Here is a 15,906-nt window from a genome sequence, read left to right on the forward strand (position 1 = left end):
TTTCTGGATCAGATCAAGCGCGAAAAGGGCGTTTGGTGGATGCCTTGGCAGTAAGAGGCGATGAAGGACGTGATACTCTGCGATAAGTCCTGGGGAGTTGAGAATAAGCTTTGATCCAGGAATTTCCGAATGGGGCAACCCACCTGACAGTCATCTATTGTTTGCTTCGGCAATCAATAGGCGGCTGAACCAGGTACTTCTAACCTGAATACATAGGGTTAAAAGAGCAAACCCGGGGAACTGAAACATCTAAGTACCCGGAGGAAAGGAAATCAACAGATACTCCCCTAGTAGCGGCGAGCGAACGGGGACCAGCCGAGCCTTGAGTGTGACTAGAACCGTCTGGAAAGTCGGGCCATAGCGGGTGACAGCCCCGTATAGGAAGCATGATAGGACGCATTAAGTAGGGCGGGACACGTGAAATCCTGTCTGAAGATCGGAGGACCACCTTCGAAGGCTAAGTACTCCTTACTGACCGATAGCGAACCAGTACCGTGAGGGAAAGGTGAAAAGCACCCCGACGAGGGGAGTGAAACAGTACCTGAAACCGAACGCCTACAAGCAGTCGGAGCCTCCTTGAGAGGTGACGGCGTACCTTTTGTATAATGGGTCATCGACTTGGTCTCACAAGCAAGCTTAAGCCGTTAGGTGTAGGCGTAGCGAAAGCGAGTCTTAATAGGGCGCATGAGTTTGTGGGATCAGACCCGAAACCGAGTGATCTAGCCATGACCAGGTTGAAGGTGAGGTAACACTCACTGGAGGACCGAACCCACACCTGTTGAAAAAGGTCGGGATGAGTTGTGGCTAGGGGTGAAAGGCTAATCAAACTCGGAGATAGCTGGTTCTCTGCGAAATCTATTTAGGTAGAGCGTCAGACGAATGCCCTCGGGGGTAGAGCACTGGATGGGTAATGGGGTCCCACAGACTTACTGATCCTAACCAAACTCCGAATACCGAGGAGCACTATCTGGCAGACACACGGCGGGTGCTAACGTCCGTCGTGGAGAGGGAAACAACCCTGACCTACAGCTAAGGCCCCTAATTCATGGCTAAGTGGGAAAGCAGGTGGGACGACCAAAACAACCAGGAGGTTGGCTTAGAAGCAGCCATCCTTTAAAGATAGCGTAACAGCTCACTGGTCTAAACAAGTTGTCCTGCGGCGAAGATGTAACGGGGCTCAAGCCATGAGCCGAAGCTTAGGACTGCGTATGCAGTGGTAGCAGAGCGTGGTGTGACATAACGCCATTCCTCCTTACCGGGCTCGCCCGGATTGGAGGAGAGGCGTTTTCTGTGAAGCCGGGGCGTGAGCCATCCGGTGGAGAGATCACCAGTGAGAATGATGACATGAGTAGCGATAATGAGGGTGAGAGACCCTCACGCCGAAAGTCCAAGGGTTCCTGCTTAAAGCTAATCTGAGCAGGGTAAGCCGACCCCTAAGGCGAGGCCGAAAGGCGTAGTCGATGGGAACCAGGTTAATATTCCTGGGCCAGGAGATGGTGACGGATTGCGAAGATTGTTCGACCTTATCGGATTGGTCGGGCCGTTTAGCAGTCCCTGGAAATAGCCCTCCATATGATCGTACCCTAAACCGACACAGGTGGACTGGTAGAGAATACCAAGGCGCTTGAGAGAACGATGTTGAAGGAACTCGGCAAAATACCTCCGTAAGTTCGCGAGAAGGAGGCCCGGTTTTTACGCAAGTAGAGGCCGGGGGCACAAACCAGGGGGTGGCGACTGTTTACTAAAAACATAGGGCTCTGCGAAGTCGCAAGACGACGTATAGGGTCTGACGCCTGCCCGGTGCTGGAAGGTTAAAAGGAGGGGTGCAAGCTCCGAATTGAAGCCCCAGTAAACGGCGGCCGTAACTATAACGGTCCTAAGGTAGCGAAATTCCTTGTCGGGTAAGTTCCGACCTGCACGAATGGCGTAACGACTTCCCCGCTGTCTCCAACATCGACTCAGCGAAATTGAATTGCCTGTGAAGATGCAGGCTTCCCGCGGTTAGACGGAAAGACCCCATGCACCTTTACTACAACTTCACACTGGCATCAGGCCAAGCATGTGCAGGATAGGTGGTAGGCTTTGAAGCAGGAACGCCAGTTTCTGTGGAGCCTCCCTTGAGATACCACCCTTGCTTCGCTTGATGTCTAACCGCGGTCCGTTATCCGGATCCGGGACCCTGTGTGGTGGGTAGTTTGACTGGGGCGGTCGCCTCCCAAACAGTAACGGAGGCGCGCGAAGGTTGGCTCAGAGCGGTCGGAAATCGCTCGTTGAGTGCAATGGCATAAGCCAGCCTGACTGCGAGACTGACAAGTCGAGCAGAGTCGAAAGACGGCCATAGTGATCCGGTGGTCCCGAGTGGGTGGGCCATCGCTCAACGGATAAAAGGTACGCTGGGGATAACAGGCTGATACTGCCCAAGAGTCCATATCGACGGCAGTGTTTGGCACCTCGATGTCGGCTCATCTCATCCTGGGGCTGGAGCAGGTCCCAAGGGTATGGCTGTTCGCCATTTAAAGAGGTACGTGAGCTGGGTTTAGAACGTCGTGAGACAGTTCGGTCCCTATCTGCCGTGGGTGTAGGATACTTGAGAGGAGTTGCCCCTAGTACGAGAGGACCGGGGTGAACGATCCACTGGTGGACCTGTTGTGGCGCCAGCCGCAGTGCAGGGTAGCTATGATCGGAAAGGATAACCGCTGAAGGCATCTAAGCGGGAAGCCCCCCTCGAAACAAGGTATCCCTTGAGGACCGTGGAAGACCACCACGTCGATAGGCCGGAGATGTAAGCGCGGTAACGTGCTCAGTTGACCGGTACTAATGGTCCGATAGGCTTGATCTGATCCAGAAACAGCAAGACTGGAGACAGAAGCCGTACACTGACAGTGATGACTTGGACATGCGCTCCGAAACGAGCGCATGATGAACATGTTCCTTCCTTGATCTGGTGGTCATAGCACGAGTGAAACACCCGATCCCATCCCGAACTCGGCCGTTAAGCACCGTTGCGCTGATGGTACTGCGTCTTAAGACGTGGGAGAGTAGGTCACTGCCAGATCTAGTAAGGAACATGTCTTCTCTCTTAACGATGTCTCCCTTCACCGCCAGCCCCACCGGTTCCCCGCTTGGGCTTTTCCGAGTTCTGGGGCCTTGGCCTAGTTGGTTCGGGTGGCAGTTCCAAGAGCGTTCGAATAATTCTGCCGCCAGCAGACGCGCCTCAAGCAGCCGTGACCGGTCAGCCGAAGATTTCGACCATCATGGCGCAGGCCGTCCGCTCTGCCCGATCCGTCACGCGAAGCTCCAACCGGCGGGAGGGTGCGGACTGAAGCCGGGGATTCACTGGGATCCGTACGGGGCATGACCGCCGACCGTTTGACAACACATATAATATGCGCGCTACGGGATCCCGCCTCGGCGCCGGGCCCATCATCAAGCGCCGCATCACTCGCTACCGCCCTCGACGCGAGCAGCTTAAGTGTCGGCCCGTGCCTATTCGCATGCCCAACGCTTGAAGAATAGATGCCGTTCAGCATGTCGAGATGCGCCTCGCTGCCTGTCCAGACGGTCATGCGCATGTCTTGCGCATGAGCCGCCGTGGCGAGGGCGGCGAGCGCTCCAGCGGTGATGAACCGCTTAATCATCGGGACGTGTTCAGTCATCGTGTTCCTCCCATGGAAATGATGTCATCTTGGCGGGGGTTGAACCGTCTCAGACGGCTGCAGGGTGCAGGGCAGGACGCGCTGCACCGGGCTGGCGGTGCGTTCCGCCCGCAGGTCGAGGAGGGCGCCGACGGCCGCCTCTCCCATCTCCTCGCGGGGGATGCGGATGCGGGTCCAGCGGCGGAATTCGGGCCGGTCCTCCATCGGGGCGGCGAGCACGCCGATGGAGAGATCGCGGGGGACGGCGAGGCCGAGGCCGGCGAGCGCCGCCTCCGCCGCCTCGGCATGGGCGGCGCTCTCGGTCAGGAGCGCGGTGACGCCCTGGCCCCGCAGGCGGGCCAGCCGGGCACCGTCGATCTCGCCGGGCGCGAGGCGCAGAAGCCAGTCATGGCGCTGGACGAGGCCCGCCGCCTCCAGCCCCGCCCAGTAGCCGCGCTCGCGGTCGAGGTGCTGCTCGCGCGCTTCCGGCTCGCCGAGATAGGCGATGCGTTCGTGGCCCTGTTCGGCGCAATGAGCGACCATATCCTGCGTCGCCGTGGCGTAATCGGCGGCGATGTAGCTGATCTCGCCGGCGCTGATCTCGCGCCGGCCGATGGTGACGAAGGGGAACTCCTCCGCCGCGAGGCGCGTGAGCTCGGACTTGTCGGGCTCCTGCCCGAAGAGGATCGCGCCATCGGCCAGCCGCAGGCGGTTGGCGCCGGAGGGGTAGATCTTGCGGCCCTCGCCGTCCCCGCCCTTCGAGGTGAAGAGCAGCAGATCGTAGCCCGCCCGCTTCACCCCCCGCTCGATGCCGAGGAGGAAGGGGTAGAAAAAGTTCGCGCGGTCGGAGGGGAAGACCGGCTCTTAGGTGAACACCCCGAGCAGCTTGCGCTCGCCGCCGGCGAGGGAGCGGGCGACGAGATTGGGCACGTAGCCGAGGCGCTGCACCGCCTCATGCACCCGCTGCGCCGTCTCCGGCGCGACGCGGATGGAGGAGTTCTTTTTCGGGCTCAGCACCGCCGACACCACCGCCGTCGACACCCCCGCCGCCCGCGCAACATCGCGCTGCGTCATGGCCCGGGGGCGCTTGTCGGGCCGGGTGGTCACGGGGCGGCTGCTATGATTGAGCGCTTAATCGTGGGACAGGGATAGTGCCGGGGAGGGAGAGGTGTCAACCACGATCAACGACGGCTCTCGGGCCGTCGCCGGTGCAGGGGTGACGGCGGGTCCTCGTTTCGATCGACCGGCATGTGCCGGTCGAGACGGGACGCAGGCGGGGCAGGGCCCTACTCGGACAGGATCGCGACGGCCTCCCAGGGGGCGAGCTCGATGCGGCCCGTGAGTTCGGCACGCGGCTCAAAGTTGTGCACGAGGCAGGCGCCCCGGCAGGCGAGACCTTCGGGGATGTCGTAGCTGACTGGCTCGGAGGAGACATTCGCGACGACGGAGAGGCGCTGCCCGTCGAAGCCCCGGGCATAGGCGAAGATTTGTTCGTGCTCGGCGGAGAAGGGCCGGAAGGTCCCCTGCGTGAGGATCGGAAGCGTTTGGCGCAGGTGCACGAGGTGGCGGTAGAAGGCGATGAGACCATCGGGGTCCGACCGGTCCGCATCGACGTTGATCTCGGTGTAGTTGGGATTGACCTCGATCCAGGGGGTGCCGGAGGTGAAGCCGGCATTCTCCCCGGCCGTCCATTGCATCGGGGTCCGCGCGTTGTCGCGGCCGTTCGCATTGGCGCCGGAGATGAACTCCTCGAGGCTGTGCCCCTGCGCCATGACCGCCTCGTGATGGCCGAAGAGCTCGACATCGCGGAACTGCTCCAGCCGCTCGAACCGGCTGTTCGTCATGCCGATCTCCTCGCCCTGGTAGATGAACGGCGTGCCCTTCATGAAATGCAGCACCGTCGCAAGGAGCTTGGCCGACCGCACGCGGTGTTCCCCGTCATCGCCGTATTTCGACACCTGCCGCGGCAGGTCGTGGTTCGTCAGGAAGAGGGAGTTCCAGCCGTCATCTGCGAGGGCGATCTGCCAGTCGAAGAAGGCCTTCTTGAAGGTCGGCAGGTCGAAGGGCAGCGGCTTCCATTTGCCGAACGTCTCGTGCCAGCCGGCCTTCACATGCTCGAACTGGAAGACCATGGAGAGCTCGCCCCGATCCTCTCCGCAGTAGAGGATGCCGGTCTGCGGCGTCACGCTCCACGATTCGCCGACGGTGACGACATCGCGACCGGCCAGCGTCTCGCCATGCATCTCCTGCAGATAGGCGTGCAGGTTAGGGCCTTCCGCCATGATCCCGGCGCCGACATCCTTGCCGATCAGGTCGATCACATCCATGCGGAAGCCGCCGATGCCGCGATCGAACCACCAGTTCATCATGGCGTAGATTTCGGCCCTGAGCGCCGGGTTCTCCCAGTTGAGATCGGGCTGCGCGCTGGCGAACTGGTGCAGGTAGTATTTCCCGAGCGACGGCACATAGGTCCAGGCCGGGCCGCCGAAGGCGGAGAGCAGGTCGTTCGGCGGAGCGGTCGTTCCAGCGCGCGGCTCGCGCCAGACGAAATAATCGTGTTCCGGCGCCTCTGGCGAGGCGAGGGCCGCATTGAACCACGGGTGCTCGGACGAGCAATGGTTGACGACGAGATCCATGACGATCTCGATCCCACGCGCCTTCGCCTCGGCGATCAGCCGGTCCATGTCGTCCAGCGTGCCGAAGGCGGGGGCGATGTCCCGGTAGTCGGAGATGTCGTAGCCGTTGTCGATCATCGGCGACGCGTAGACCGGCGAGAGCCAGATGAAGCCGATGCCGAGATCGGCGAGGTGATCGAGCTTCGAGATGATGCCGGGGATATCCCCGATCCCGTCGCCGTCACTGTCACTGTCACAGAAGCTGCGCGGATAGATCTGGTATCCGGTGGCGGTCTTCCACCAGGGCAAGGGGTCCATCTGCGCCTCCATGGTCTCGAACGATGTCTGCCGGGCCCCGCTATTCGCGTGACCTCCGCCCAGACGTAGTCTGTTTGGCACGATGGCCACACGCGACGCTTGCACCACCCCAGAGCAGGCAGGCCGCACCTGGGCTGGTGCAGGATGGTGCTCTAGCGCGACCCGTCCGCGTCACTCACGCCGATGCGGTAGCGGATCGTCACGCTGTCGCCGGCGGGCAGCTCCAGAGCCGTCGGCGTGCCGGCGCGGTTGATCGGATTGTCGCCGCAGGAGGTTTCCGGCGACAGCCCGAAGGCGGTGCAGGCAGGCTCGATGCCGAGGACGAGGTTGCGCCCGGTCCAAGGCGCATGGGTCCGCCCCCGGTTGGAATACCACAGGACGACGCTCGGCAGCATGGCCCGATCCCAGTCGAAGGTGACGCGATAGCCCTCCGCCTCGTTGACGAGATGCAGCGGCCCGTCCGGGTGGTCGAGCTGAAGCAATTCCTCGACGCCATGATCGAACGGCAGGCGCGTGGCATCGACGCTGCCGCCATCCCGCGTGGGCACGGAGGCCAGATCGGTGAAGGCGCTGTCTTGCGCATAGAGGGCGGCGCCGGGCTCGACTTTGCCCGGATGGGTCCGGCCGGTCTGGAAGCGGGGCACCTGAAGCCGAGCCATCCCCGTGGCCCGGGGCAGCGCGAAGCATCCGTGCAGGGCGACCGGCAGGCGGCAGGCGCGGCGCGCCTCGATGACAAGCGTAAAGTCGATGGCCGCCTCGCCCGGCACGGGCGTCACGGTGCGCCGGAGCGTGCGGACGGGATCGTCCGCCGGGTAGTCGATCTGCAGGGCGATCCGGTCGTCGCGCGGGGGATCGAAGCGCCAATGCGCATTGGAGCCGTAACCGTGCACCGGCCCGCGTCGCGCTCCCTCCTCCACCGCGCGATCCCAGCGGTCGGGGAAATCCTCCGCCGGGAAGGGATAGCCGAAGGGCACGCAGGGCCATTCGCCGCGGAGGGCCGCCGTCATGGCGTCCACCTCCGCCGGCAGCTCCTCGCCTGCCCAGGGCGCGATCCAGAAGGGCGAGACCTGCCGTCCGCCCGGCAGCACGAAGCTGGTGGGGCCGAGCATGGCGCCGAAGGACTGAACGCTCAGCACCCCGTGCGACCAGGCGAGCGCGCGGAGCTCGCCTGTCCGGCCCTCGCCCGTCATGCTCTCGCCGAAGCCAGGCTGTCGTGGAAATACTCGGGATGCTCCGCCCGGATCGCGTCGAGATCGGTGAAGACGGAGAGCAGGTGCTGGCGCGTGCAATCCTCGGCCCGGCCGGGCGATCCGTCGCGGATGGCCTCGAAGATGCCCTCGTGCTCGGCGGTGATGGCGTTCATCCGCGCCTTGCCGAGGAGGGAGAGCCGGCGGATGCGATCCATGTGGATGCGGATCTCTCCGAGATCGTCCCAGATGTCATGCATGCCGGCGGCGCGCGCGATGAGGACGTGAAAGGTATCGTCGGATTTGAGGAAGCTCGCGTGATCGTCCAGCGAGGCGAAGGTCTTCTGCAGGGCGATCTCGCGCGCCAGCGATTGTACCATGTCGGGCGTGATCTTTTCGGCCGCGAGCCGCGAGAGCGGTCGTTCAAGGGACTCGCGGATGAAACGTGCCTTGGCGACCCGCTGGATGCTGATCGGGGCGATGAACGTGCCGCGCTGCGGATAGACATCGACGAGGTTCAGCCGTGACAGCCGGGCCAGCGCCTCGCGCACCGGGGTGCGCGACACGCCGAGTTCGCTCGCGAGGCGGGCCTCGGACACCTCGTCGAAGGGCTTGAGCTCCATCGACAGGATGCGCTCCATCAGGAGGTTGTGGACCTGGCTGGTGATCGAGCCCGCGCCGGTGCGCTGCAGGCTCGTCGGCTGGCGGAGGCCCTGTTCTTTCACAGCCTGTCCTTTCATGCTGTCACGTGCCGAGCTGGAGGCCGGACATAAAGTAGCGGCGCAGGAAGATGAACAGAAGCACCGTCGGCACGCTGCTGAGGAGCGAGGCGGTAACGACGACGTTCGGCCCCGTCGAGGAATAGGTTCCCTGCAGCGCCTGCAGCGCCACCATGATCGAGCGTACCTCCGGCGAGCCGGCGAGGATCGAGGAGAAGAGCAGGTCGTTCCAGATGAAGGTGAACTGGATGAGGAAGAGCGCGATGAGCGCGCCCTTGGCGTTCGGCACGATCATCGAGGCGAAGACGCGCCACTCGCTCGCCCCCTCGATCCGCGCGGCCTCGTCGATCTCGCGGGCGATGGCCCCGAAGGAGCCCCGCAGGACGAGAAGCGGAAACGGGATGCAGATCGCGGTATAGACGAGCACCATCCCGCCCCAGCTGTTGATCAGCCCCGTCCGCTGGAAGCCGAAGAACAGGGGGACGAGGAACATCTGGAAGGGAAAGAGCGTGCCCGCGAAGATCAGCATGAACCAGGCGTTGGCGCTGCGCAGCTTCAGCCGGGTGAGCCCGTAGGCCGCCGCCGCGGCAAGGGCCGTGGCCAGCCCGGCGCCCAGCACAGCGTAGCTCATCGAATTGATCGAGGCGCGGCCCATGCCCCCCAGCGTCCAGGCCTGCACCACGTTGTCCCAGAAGGGCGCGAGCGAATTCGGCAGGTCGAGCACGCTGCTGCGCAGGTATTCGTCGGTCGTTTTGAAGATCGTGACGAAGAGGTAGTAGAACGGCACCAGGTAGGCGACGAGCAGGAGGCTCGCGATGGCGAGGCGCAGCCAGCTCGGCCGCTGCCGGGCCCGCTCCTTGCGCTTCAGCCCCTCAAGGAAAGCGGGATCGCTGATGTCTACGGCCATGTCCCGCTCCCTTACCTGATCCGCGCTTCGACGCGGCTTTGCATGACCGTCAGCGCCCAGCTGACGAGGATGACGAGCGCGCTCAGCATCACCGCGATGGCGGCGCCGAAGGCCCAGCGGCTGTTCGAGAAGGTCTCGTAATACATGAAGACGGCGAGGCTGAGGCTGCGCTGCGCCGGATAGCCGTTGCCCATGACCCAGATGAGGTCGAAGGCGGTGAAGCCGGCGATCACGTTCAGGATCGTCACGACGAAGACCGTCGGCAGCAGCAGCGGCCAGATGATGTGGCGGAATATCTGCCAGGAGGAGGCGCCGTCGACATGCGCCGCCTCGATCGGGTCGCGCGGGATCGCGGCCATGCCAAGCAGCAAGAGCACCATGTTGATCCCCAGCGTCTGCCAGACGAAGGTCATGATGATGGCGGGCGTGATCGTGTGGCTCTCGAAGAGCCAGCCATAATCGATCTCCTGCCCCACCGCGGCGCCTGCTAGCGTGTTGATCACGCCGTCAGGAGCGTAGACGTAGAACCAGATCGTGCCGACCGCCGCGGGGGCGAGGACGCGAGGCAGGAAGAACAGCGCCTTGAACAGCCCTTCCCCCGGCACGCCGCGCAGAAGGAGCGCGAGGCCGAGCCCGAAGGCGAGCGGCAGGGTGATCGCGCCGATGACCCACATCGCCGTGTTGATCACGACCTCCGACAGGTAGGGCACCATGAAGAGGCGCTGGTAGTTCATCAGCCCGCCGAACTCGTCGAGGCCGGAGAAGCGCTGCCACCGCGTGAAGCTGAGGCCGAGGTTGAAGAGCACCGGCAGCAGCAGGAAGAGGGCGACAAGCGCGAGCGCCGGCGCGATGAAGACAAGCGCCACCCGCCCCGACCGGCGGCGCGCCGCGACCTCCCTTCGGTGGGCCTCTGCGCGGATCGCCGCGCTGATCGGAGGGGTCTGGGGGGCTTGCATCAGGGCGGGCTCGCTTCAGGCAGAGGGGCCGCGCCGCCTGAAGGGGCGCGGCCGGTTGGCTGACTTACTGGAAGGCCCAGTAGCTTTCGTTCAGCGACTGCATGTCATCCATCACACGCTGCGCATTTTCCGCCGTCGGGTCGAGCATGAAGGCGTTCATCTGCGAGACGAGGTCGCCCTGCAGCTCGGGAGGCACCGCCTCCCACCAGCGCACGACGGAGCGTGGCGCGTCCTCGGCGATGATGGCGTTCACGTCTGAGACGATGGCGTTCGGCGCATCCGTCATCAGGTTGCCGCTGTAGATGCCGTTCGCCTGGCCGAGCGCGTTGCCGGCCTCGGGCGACATCAGGTAGCGGGCCGCGTCCATCAGGGCCGGCATCTCTTCCATCGCGTCGGCGGAGAAGACGATGGGCGCCGCCTCGACGATGACGGTGTTCTCCGTCTCGGCATCCACCGGCGGCATCAGGAAGGCGCCGATCTTCTCGCCCGGCTCCATGCCGCGGTTGGCGAGGATACCGGCGGTCCACTCGCCGATGAGATACATCGCCGCCTCTTCGTTCACCATGAAGCGGGTCTCGTCCTGCTCGCGCGCGTCGGTGAAATAGCCGCGCTCGTAGAAATCGGTCCAGATCTCCATCGCGCGCTGCACCTCGGGGCCGTTGTAGGGCACGGTGCCGTCCGTCAGGCCAACGAAGGCGTCGGGATCGGTGCGCACCATCAGTTCCGAGAACCAGATGAAGCCCATCCAGCCGCCCACAGCGGGCGCGTTGAAGGGGATGTAGCCCGCCTCCTTCAGCGCGTCGGCATCGGCCAGCAGCTCGTCCCAGGTGGCCGGCGGGGCGTCGATGCCGGCGGCGGCGAAGGCGTCCTTGTTGTAGAGCACCGGCCAGCGCGCCACGTTCAGCGGGATGGCATAGGGCGTGCCATCCACCGAGAAGAGCTCGCGCTCGGCTTCGGAGAACCAGCCGTTGGCGATGGCCTCGTCCCACAGCTCGGTGAGGTCGGCGATCTCGCCCGTCTCGACGAGGCTGTCGAGCTGCTTGCCGTTCCACCACGTGAAGATCGCGGGGGCCGCGCCCCCGGCGATGGAGGACATCACATAGGCCTGGTAGCGGTCGGTCGGCGTCAGCTGCTGGCCGGCGATGTCGAGCCCGGAAGCTTCGGACGCGCCTTCGATGAGGGCGGCGAAGCCTTCGTCCCAGCCGTTCTTGTCGTAGTAGAAGGTGGCATCCTGCGCGGCCGCGGCGGTCCATGCCGATGCGGTGATCGCGGCCGAGGCCATCAATGTCTTGATTTTCATGTCTCTCTCCCTGGTCAATTCTGCTGCGCGCCGGGTCAGTCCCTGCGCAGGGTCGTTTCCGTCTCACTGTCGAAGAGGTGGATGCGCGTGCCGTCGATCCGGAAGGAAAGCTCCTCCCCCTCCCGGACAGGTCGGGGGCGCTGCATCCGGGAGACGAGCTCCACGCCGCCGACATCGAAGAAGACGAGGCTCTCGTTGCCGAGCACCTCTGAGAATTTCACTTGGCCCGACAGGTCCGCGCCGGTCTGCGGGCGCTGGCCGTGCCCCTCCGGCACGATGTCCTCCGAGCGGATGCCGAGCGTCACGGGCGCACCGGCGGGCGGCAGGTCGAAGCGGCCCGGCTCCACCGGGATCTCCAGCCCCAGCGCGCGGACGACGGGGCCCTCGCCCATCTCGGCGGGCAGGACGTTCATCGCCGGCGCGCCGATGAAGCCGGCGACGAAGAGGTTTCGCGGACGCTCGAAGACATCGAGCGGCGCACCCGTCTGTGCGACGCGCCCGTCCTGCAGCACCACGATCTTGTCGGCGAGGGTCATCGCCTCGATCTGGTCATGGGTGACGAAGATCACCGTCGCGCCCAGTTGCTGCTGCAGGCGCTTGATCTCCAGCCGCGTCTGGTTGCGCAGCTTGGCGTCGAGGTTGGAGAGCGGCTCGTCGAAGAGGAAGACCTCCGGCTCGCGCACCATGGCGCGGCCGATGGCGACGCGCTGGCGCTGGCCGCCGGACAGCTCGGACGGGCGCCGCTCCATGTAGGGGCCGAGGCCGAGCATCTCGGCGGCGCCCTCGCGGCGGCGGTCGATCTCGGCCTTGTCCTGTCCGGCGATCTTCATGCCGAAGCCGAGGTTGTCGCGCACCGTCATGTGCGGGTAGAGCGCATAGCTCTGGAACACCATCGCGATGCCGCGATCCCGCGAGGGCACGTCGTTCACCACACGCCCGCCGATGGTCAGATCACCGTGCGAGATCGTCTCGAGCCCGGCGATCATGCGCAGAAGTGTCGACTTGCCGCAGCCCGAGGGGCCGACGAAGACGCAGAACTCCCCGTCCTCGACATGCAGATCGATGCCCTTGATGGCGACATGGTCGCCATAGAGCTTGACGAAATCCTTCAGATCGACGGAGGCCATCAGTTCATTCCCCCGGCACGTGGGTCGGCAAATCGCGTCTCCGGCCAGGTCGCATACCACTCGGGGCGACCGGGATCGCGGTCATAGGCATAGCCGCCCACCTCGCGGTAATGCTCGGCGTATTGCGCCACCTTCTCCCGGTCGACCTCGATGCCGAGACCGGGGCCCTGCGGCACCTTCATGCGGCCTCCCTCCATCGCCATCTTGCCTCCGACGAGGATATCGTCCTGCAGGTGGTGGTAATGGGCATCGGCCGCGAAGCTCATGTTCGGCAGCGCCGCCCCGAGGTGAAGCATCGAGGCGAGCTGTATCCCCGCCTCTCCCGAGGAGTGAACCCCGGCGCCGAACTGGAACGCCTCGAGGATCTGCCCGGCGCGATAGGCCTGGCGCAGGCCGCCGAAGAAGGTCGTGTCCAGCAGCACCACGTCCACCGCCTCCTGCCGGATGTTCGCGGCGAGCTGCTCGAAATTGACGACGACGACGTTGGTCGCGGTCGGCGTGGAGACGCGCTGGCGCAGCCGTCGCATCCCCTCCAGCCCGAAGCAGAAATCCTCGAGATAATCGTTGCGCACCCCCTTCACGGCCTCCGCCACGCGGATCGCCTCCTCCACGCTCCAGGCGGAGTTGGGATCGAGCCGGAAGCGGTCTCCCGGCAGGGCGTCCGCGAGCGCGGTATAGACCTCGATGTCATGGTCGGGCGAGAAGACGCCGCCCTTCAGCTTGTGGCTGGTGAAGCCGTAAAGCGTCTTAAGGCGCCGGGCCTCGGCGATGATCTCGTCGGCCTGGGTCTCCCCGCCCCGCTCCTCGCCCGGGTAGCGGTAGAAGAGATAGGCCGCGAAGGGCACCTCCTCGCGCAGGGCACCGCCGATCAGGTCGCAGGCGCGCATGTTCCGCGCCTTGCCCACGACATCCATGCAGGCCATCTCGATGGCCGCATGCAGCTGCATCCGGTTGTTGTAGAGCGAGGCGACGGGATTCATGATCTTCCAGCGCAGCTGTTCCAGCTGCAGGGTGTCATGCCCCTTGAGATAGGGCAGCAGGCCGGTGATCGCGGCTTCCGCCGCCTCGCCGCCGCCACCCAGCTCGCCCCAGCCGGAGAGGCCGTCATCGGTGACGACTTCCACGATGGTCCGCACGAAGCGGTGCCAGTGAGCGCCGTGGGCATGGCGCAGCGGCGCCTCGAGCGGAATGGCGATGGTCGTGGCCTTGATGTCGACGATCTTCATGCCCTGTCCCCCGCCTCGGGTGCCCCGCCGATGCGCGAGAGGAGCCCCCCGTCCACCCGCACCATCTCGCCCGTCACGAAGGAGGCCTCGTCCGACAGCAGGAACGCCACGACCGAGGCGACCTCCGCCGCCGTCGCGCGGCGCCCGAGCGGATGCATCGCGTCGATCGCCCGGCCAAGCGCCTCGGGGTTGGGGTCAAGCGCGATGGCATCGCGCAGCATCGGTGTATCGACCGAGCCGGGCGCGACGCCGTTCACGCGCACGCCCCGCGGTGCCTCGTCGACGGCCATGGCCGCGATCAACCCGGCCAGCCCGTGCTTGGCGGCGACGTAGGCGAGCGCGCCCTGCTGCGCGGCAAGGCTCTGCACGGAGGCGGTCATTACGACCGCCCCGCGGGCGCGGCGGATCTCGGGCATCGCGGCGCGGGCGATGAGAAAGGCGCCGGTGAGGTTGGTGTCGATCACCTCCTGCCAGGCCTCGGGCGTGGTGGAGACGACATCGCCGTAGCGCTGGATGCCGGCATTGTGCGACAGCCCGTCGAGCCGGCCATAGGCGCGCCCGGCAACCTCGACCGCCCGCTCGCAGGCCGCGGCATCGGCGACCGAACCGGCCACCCCTTCCGCCTTCAGCTCTGCGCAGGCGTGGTCGAGCGCGGCCTCGTCCATGTCCATCAGGACGAGATCGGCGCCGTCCGCGGCCAGTCTGCCGGCGACGGCCCGGCCGATCCCCTTGGCTGCGCCGGTCACGATGTAGGCTTTCTTCGTCAATGCGCTCATCCGCTCCGAAAGGTGTTGCGGCTTTGATAATGCTACCATACTAGTTTGGTCAACAGCCAATTTTGGAGGGATGATGCCCCGCCTGCTGATCGGAAGCCTCACGCGCCCCGCCCCCCATATCGGGCCGGCGAATGGCGAGGGCGTGGTGGTCTGCACCTTTGACGAGAGGGCCGGCACCCTGCAGCGCGAGGGGGCTCCGTTGCCCCTGCAGGACGCCTCCTGGATCGCGCCGGGGGGCGGCAGCGCCTGGGTCGTCACCGATCACGACGGGGGCGCGGAAAGCGCCCTCACCCGCATCGGCTTTGGCGCGGATGGCACCCCCGAGATCGGCCCGATCTGGCCCGCCGGCGGCTGGGAGGGATGCCACGCCGCCCCCTCGCCCGACGGCCGGCTGGTCGCGATGACGAGCTATGGCGGCCCGCGGGACGATGGGCCGGATGCCGGGCTTGCTTTGTTCGACGGCGCCACCGGGGAGCGGCAGACCTTTCGCCACGAGGGCTCGGGCCCGAACGCCGACCGGCAGGAGGCCCCTCATGCCCATTGCGCGACATGGTCACCGGACGGGCGCTTCCTCTTCATCTGCGATCTCGGCATCGACCTGATCGTTGCCTACGAACGGTCGGGTGCAGGCGTTCGCCGCAGCCCGGAGCTCGACACCGCCCTGCCGCCCGGAACCGGCCCCCGGCATCTCGTCTTCGGGCCGGCGCCCGATCGCGCCTGGCTGATCGCCGAGCTGATCGGCGGCGTCACCTCGCTGGGCTTCGACACCGGCACCGGGCGCCTCTCGCTCCTACATGCTGAAAGCCTGGCCGCTCCGGGCGGCGCCGCTGTCCAGCCGGCGGGGCTCGTCGCCCATCCCGGCGGGCGGCATCTTTATGCCACCAACCGTCTGACAGACGAGATCGTCGTGCTCGCGGCCGATGGCCCGGACGGCACCGCCCCCACCCTCCATCGCGCCCCGTCCGGCGGGGCGACACCGCGCGATCTCACCCTCTCCCCCTCCGGCCGGCACCTCCTTGTCGCCAACCAGGAGGCGGACGAGGTCACCGTCTGGCCCCTTTCCGAGGGCCTGCCCGACCCCACCCCGTCCTTCAGGCTGCCTGTCGGCTCACCGCTGACGCTCGCCTTCGTCTGACCAAC

General features: G+C 65.3%; 11 protein-coding genes, 2 rRNA genes and 1 pseudogene. 3 read left to right on the plus strand and 11 right to left on the minus strand.

Annotated features, from left to right (window positions below; all coding sequences use genetic code 11):
- The first annotated feature begins 11 nt into the window (after positions 1-11).
- A 23S ribosomal RNA gene (locus GY170_RS00045) occupies positions 12-2,839 on the plus strand.
- 101 nt (positions 2,840-2,940) lie between these two features.
- Positions 2,941-3,055: ribosomal RNA gene (gene rrf / locus GY170_RS00050) — 5S ribosomal RNA — on the plus strand.
- Positions 3,056-3,680: 625 nt separating this feature from the next.
- Here rrf and GY170_RS00055 read toward each other — a convergent pair.
- The 11 genes and pseudogenes from GY170_RS00055 to GY170_RS00105 form a co-directional block, all read right to left on the minus strand.
- Positions 3,681-4,481 (minus strand): annotated as a pseudogene (locus GY170_RS00055) (LacI family DNA-binding transcriptional regulator); the annotation flags it as partial.
- An 18-nt stretch (positions 4,482-4,499) separates the two neighbouring features.
- Positions 4,500-4,709, minus strand: a complete 210-nt coding sequence (locus GY170_RS00060) for a LacI family DNA-binding transcriptional regulator (RefSeq protein ID WP_167803276.1) — start codon at positions 4,707-4,709, stop codon at positions 4,500-4,502.
- Between the two features lie 212 nt (positions 4,710-4,921).
- On the minus strand, positions 4,922-6,568 hold the full coding sequence (locus GY170_RS00065; protein WP_163888791.1) for an alpha-glucosidase: 1,647 nt from the start codon (positions 6,566-6,568) through the stop codon (positions 4,922-4,924).
- Between the two features lie 152 nt (positions 6,569-6,720).
- Positions 6,721-7,758 (minus strand): hypothetical protein, encoded by a 1,038-nt coding sequence (locus tag GY170_RS00070; RefSeq protein WP_163888794.1) that lies wholly within the window; start codon positions 7,756-7,758, stop codon positions 6,721-6,723.
- A complete protein-coding gene (locus tag GY170_RS00075; protein WP_163888795.1) occupies positions 7,755-8,480 on the minus strand; it encodes a GntR family transcriptional regulator in 726 nt (241 codons plus the stop codon). Before GY170_RS00075 ends, GY170_RS00070 begins: the two co-directional genes overlap by 4 nt.
- A 19-nt stretch (positions 8,481-8,499) precedes the next feature.
- A complete protein-coding gene (locus tag GY170_RS00080; RefSeq protein WP_163888797.1) occupies positions 8,500-9,381 on the minus strand; it encodes a carbohydrate ABC transporter permease in 882 nt (293 codons plus the stop codon).
- 11 nt (positions 9,382-9,392) lie between these two features.
- Entirely contained in the window at positions 9,393-10,337 is a 945-nt protein-coding gene (locus GY170_RS00085; protein ID WP_163888799.1) for a carbohydrate ABC transporter permease, read from the minus strand.
- Positions 10,338-10,401: 64 nt separating this feature from the next.
- Positions 10,402-11,637, minus strand: a complete 1,236-nt coding sequence (locus GY170_RS00090) for an ABC transporter substrate-binding protein (RefSeq protein ID WP_163888801.1) — start codon at positions 11,635-11,637, stop codon at positions 10,402-10,404.
- A 35-nt stretch (positions 11,638-11,672) separates the two neighbouring features.
- On the minus strand, positions 11,673-12,764 hold the full coding sequence (locus GY170_RS00095; RefSeq protein ID WP_163888803.1) for an ABC transporter ATP-binding protein: 1,092 nt from the start codon (positions 12,762-12,764) through the stop codon (positions 11,673-11,675).
- Positions 12,764-13,990 carry an enolase C-terminal domain-like protein gene (locus tag GY170_RS00100; RefSeq protein WP_163888805.1) on the minus strand — a complete coding sequence of 409 codons (1,227 nt, stop codon included), beginning with the start codon at positions 13,988-13,990 and terminating at the stop codon, positions 12,764-12,766. Before GY170_RS00100 ends, GY170_RS00095 begins: the two co-directional genes overlap by 1 nt.
- Complete coding sequence (locus GY170_RS00105) at positions 13,987-14,766, minus strand: SDR family NAD(P)-dependent oxidoreductase (protein WP_163888807.1); 780 nt, start codon at positions 14,764-14,766, stop codon at positions 13,987-13,989. The genes GY170_RS00100 and GY170_RS00105 overlap by 4 nt, the downstream gene beginning before the upstream one ends.
- A 73-nt stretch (positions 14,767-14,839) precedes the next feature.
- Between GY170_RS00105 and GY170_RS00110 the strand changes: the two genes are divergently transcribed.
- Positions 14,840-15,901: a lactonase family protein gene (locus GY170_RS00110; RefSeq protein WP_163888809.1), complete on the plus strand. Its 1,062-nt coding sequence runs from the start codon at positions 14,840-14,842 to the stop codon at positions 15,899-15,901.
- The last annotated feature ends 5 nt before the right edge of the window (positions 15,902-15,906 follow it).

The organism is Pseudoroseicyclus tamaricis (assembly GCF_012070395.1).
Taxonomy (GTDB): Bacteria; Pseudomonadota; Alphaproteobacteria; order Rhodobacterales; family Rhodobacteraceae; genus Pseudoroseicyclus_A; species Pseudoroseicyclus_A tamaricis.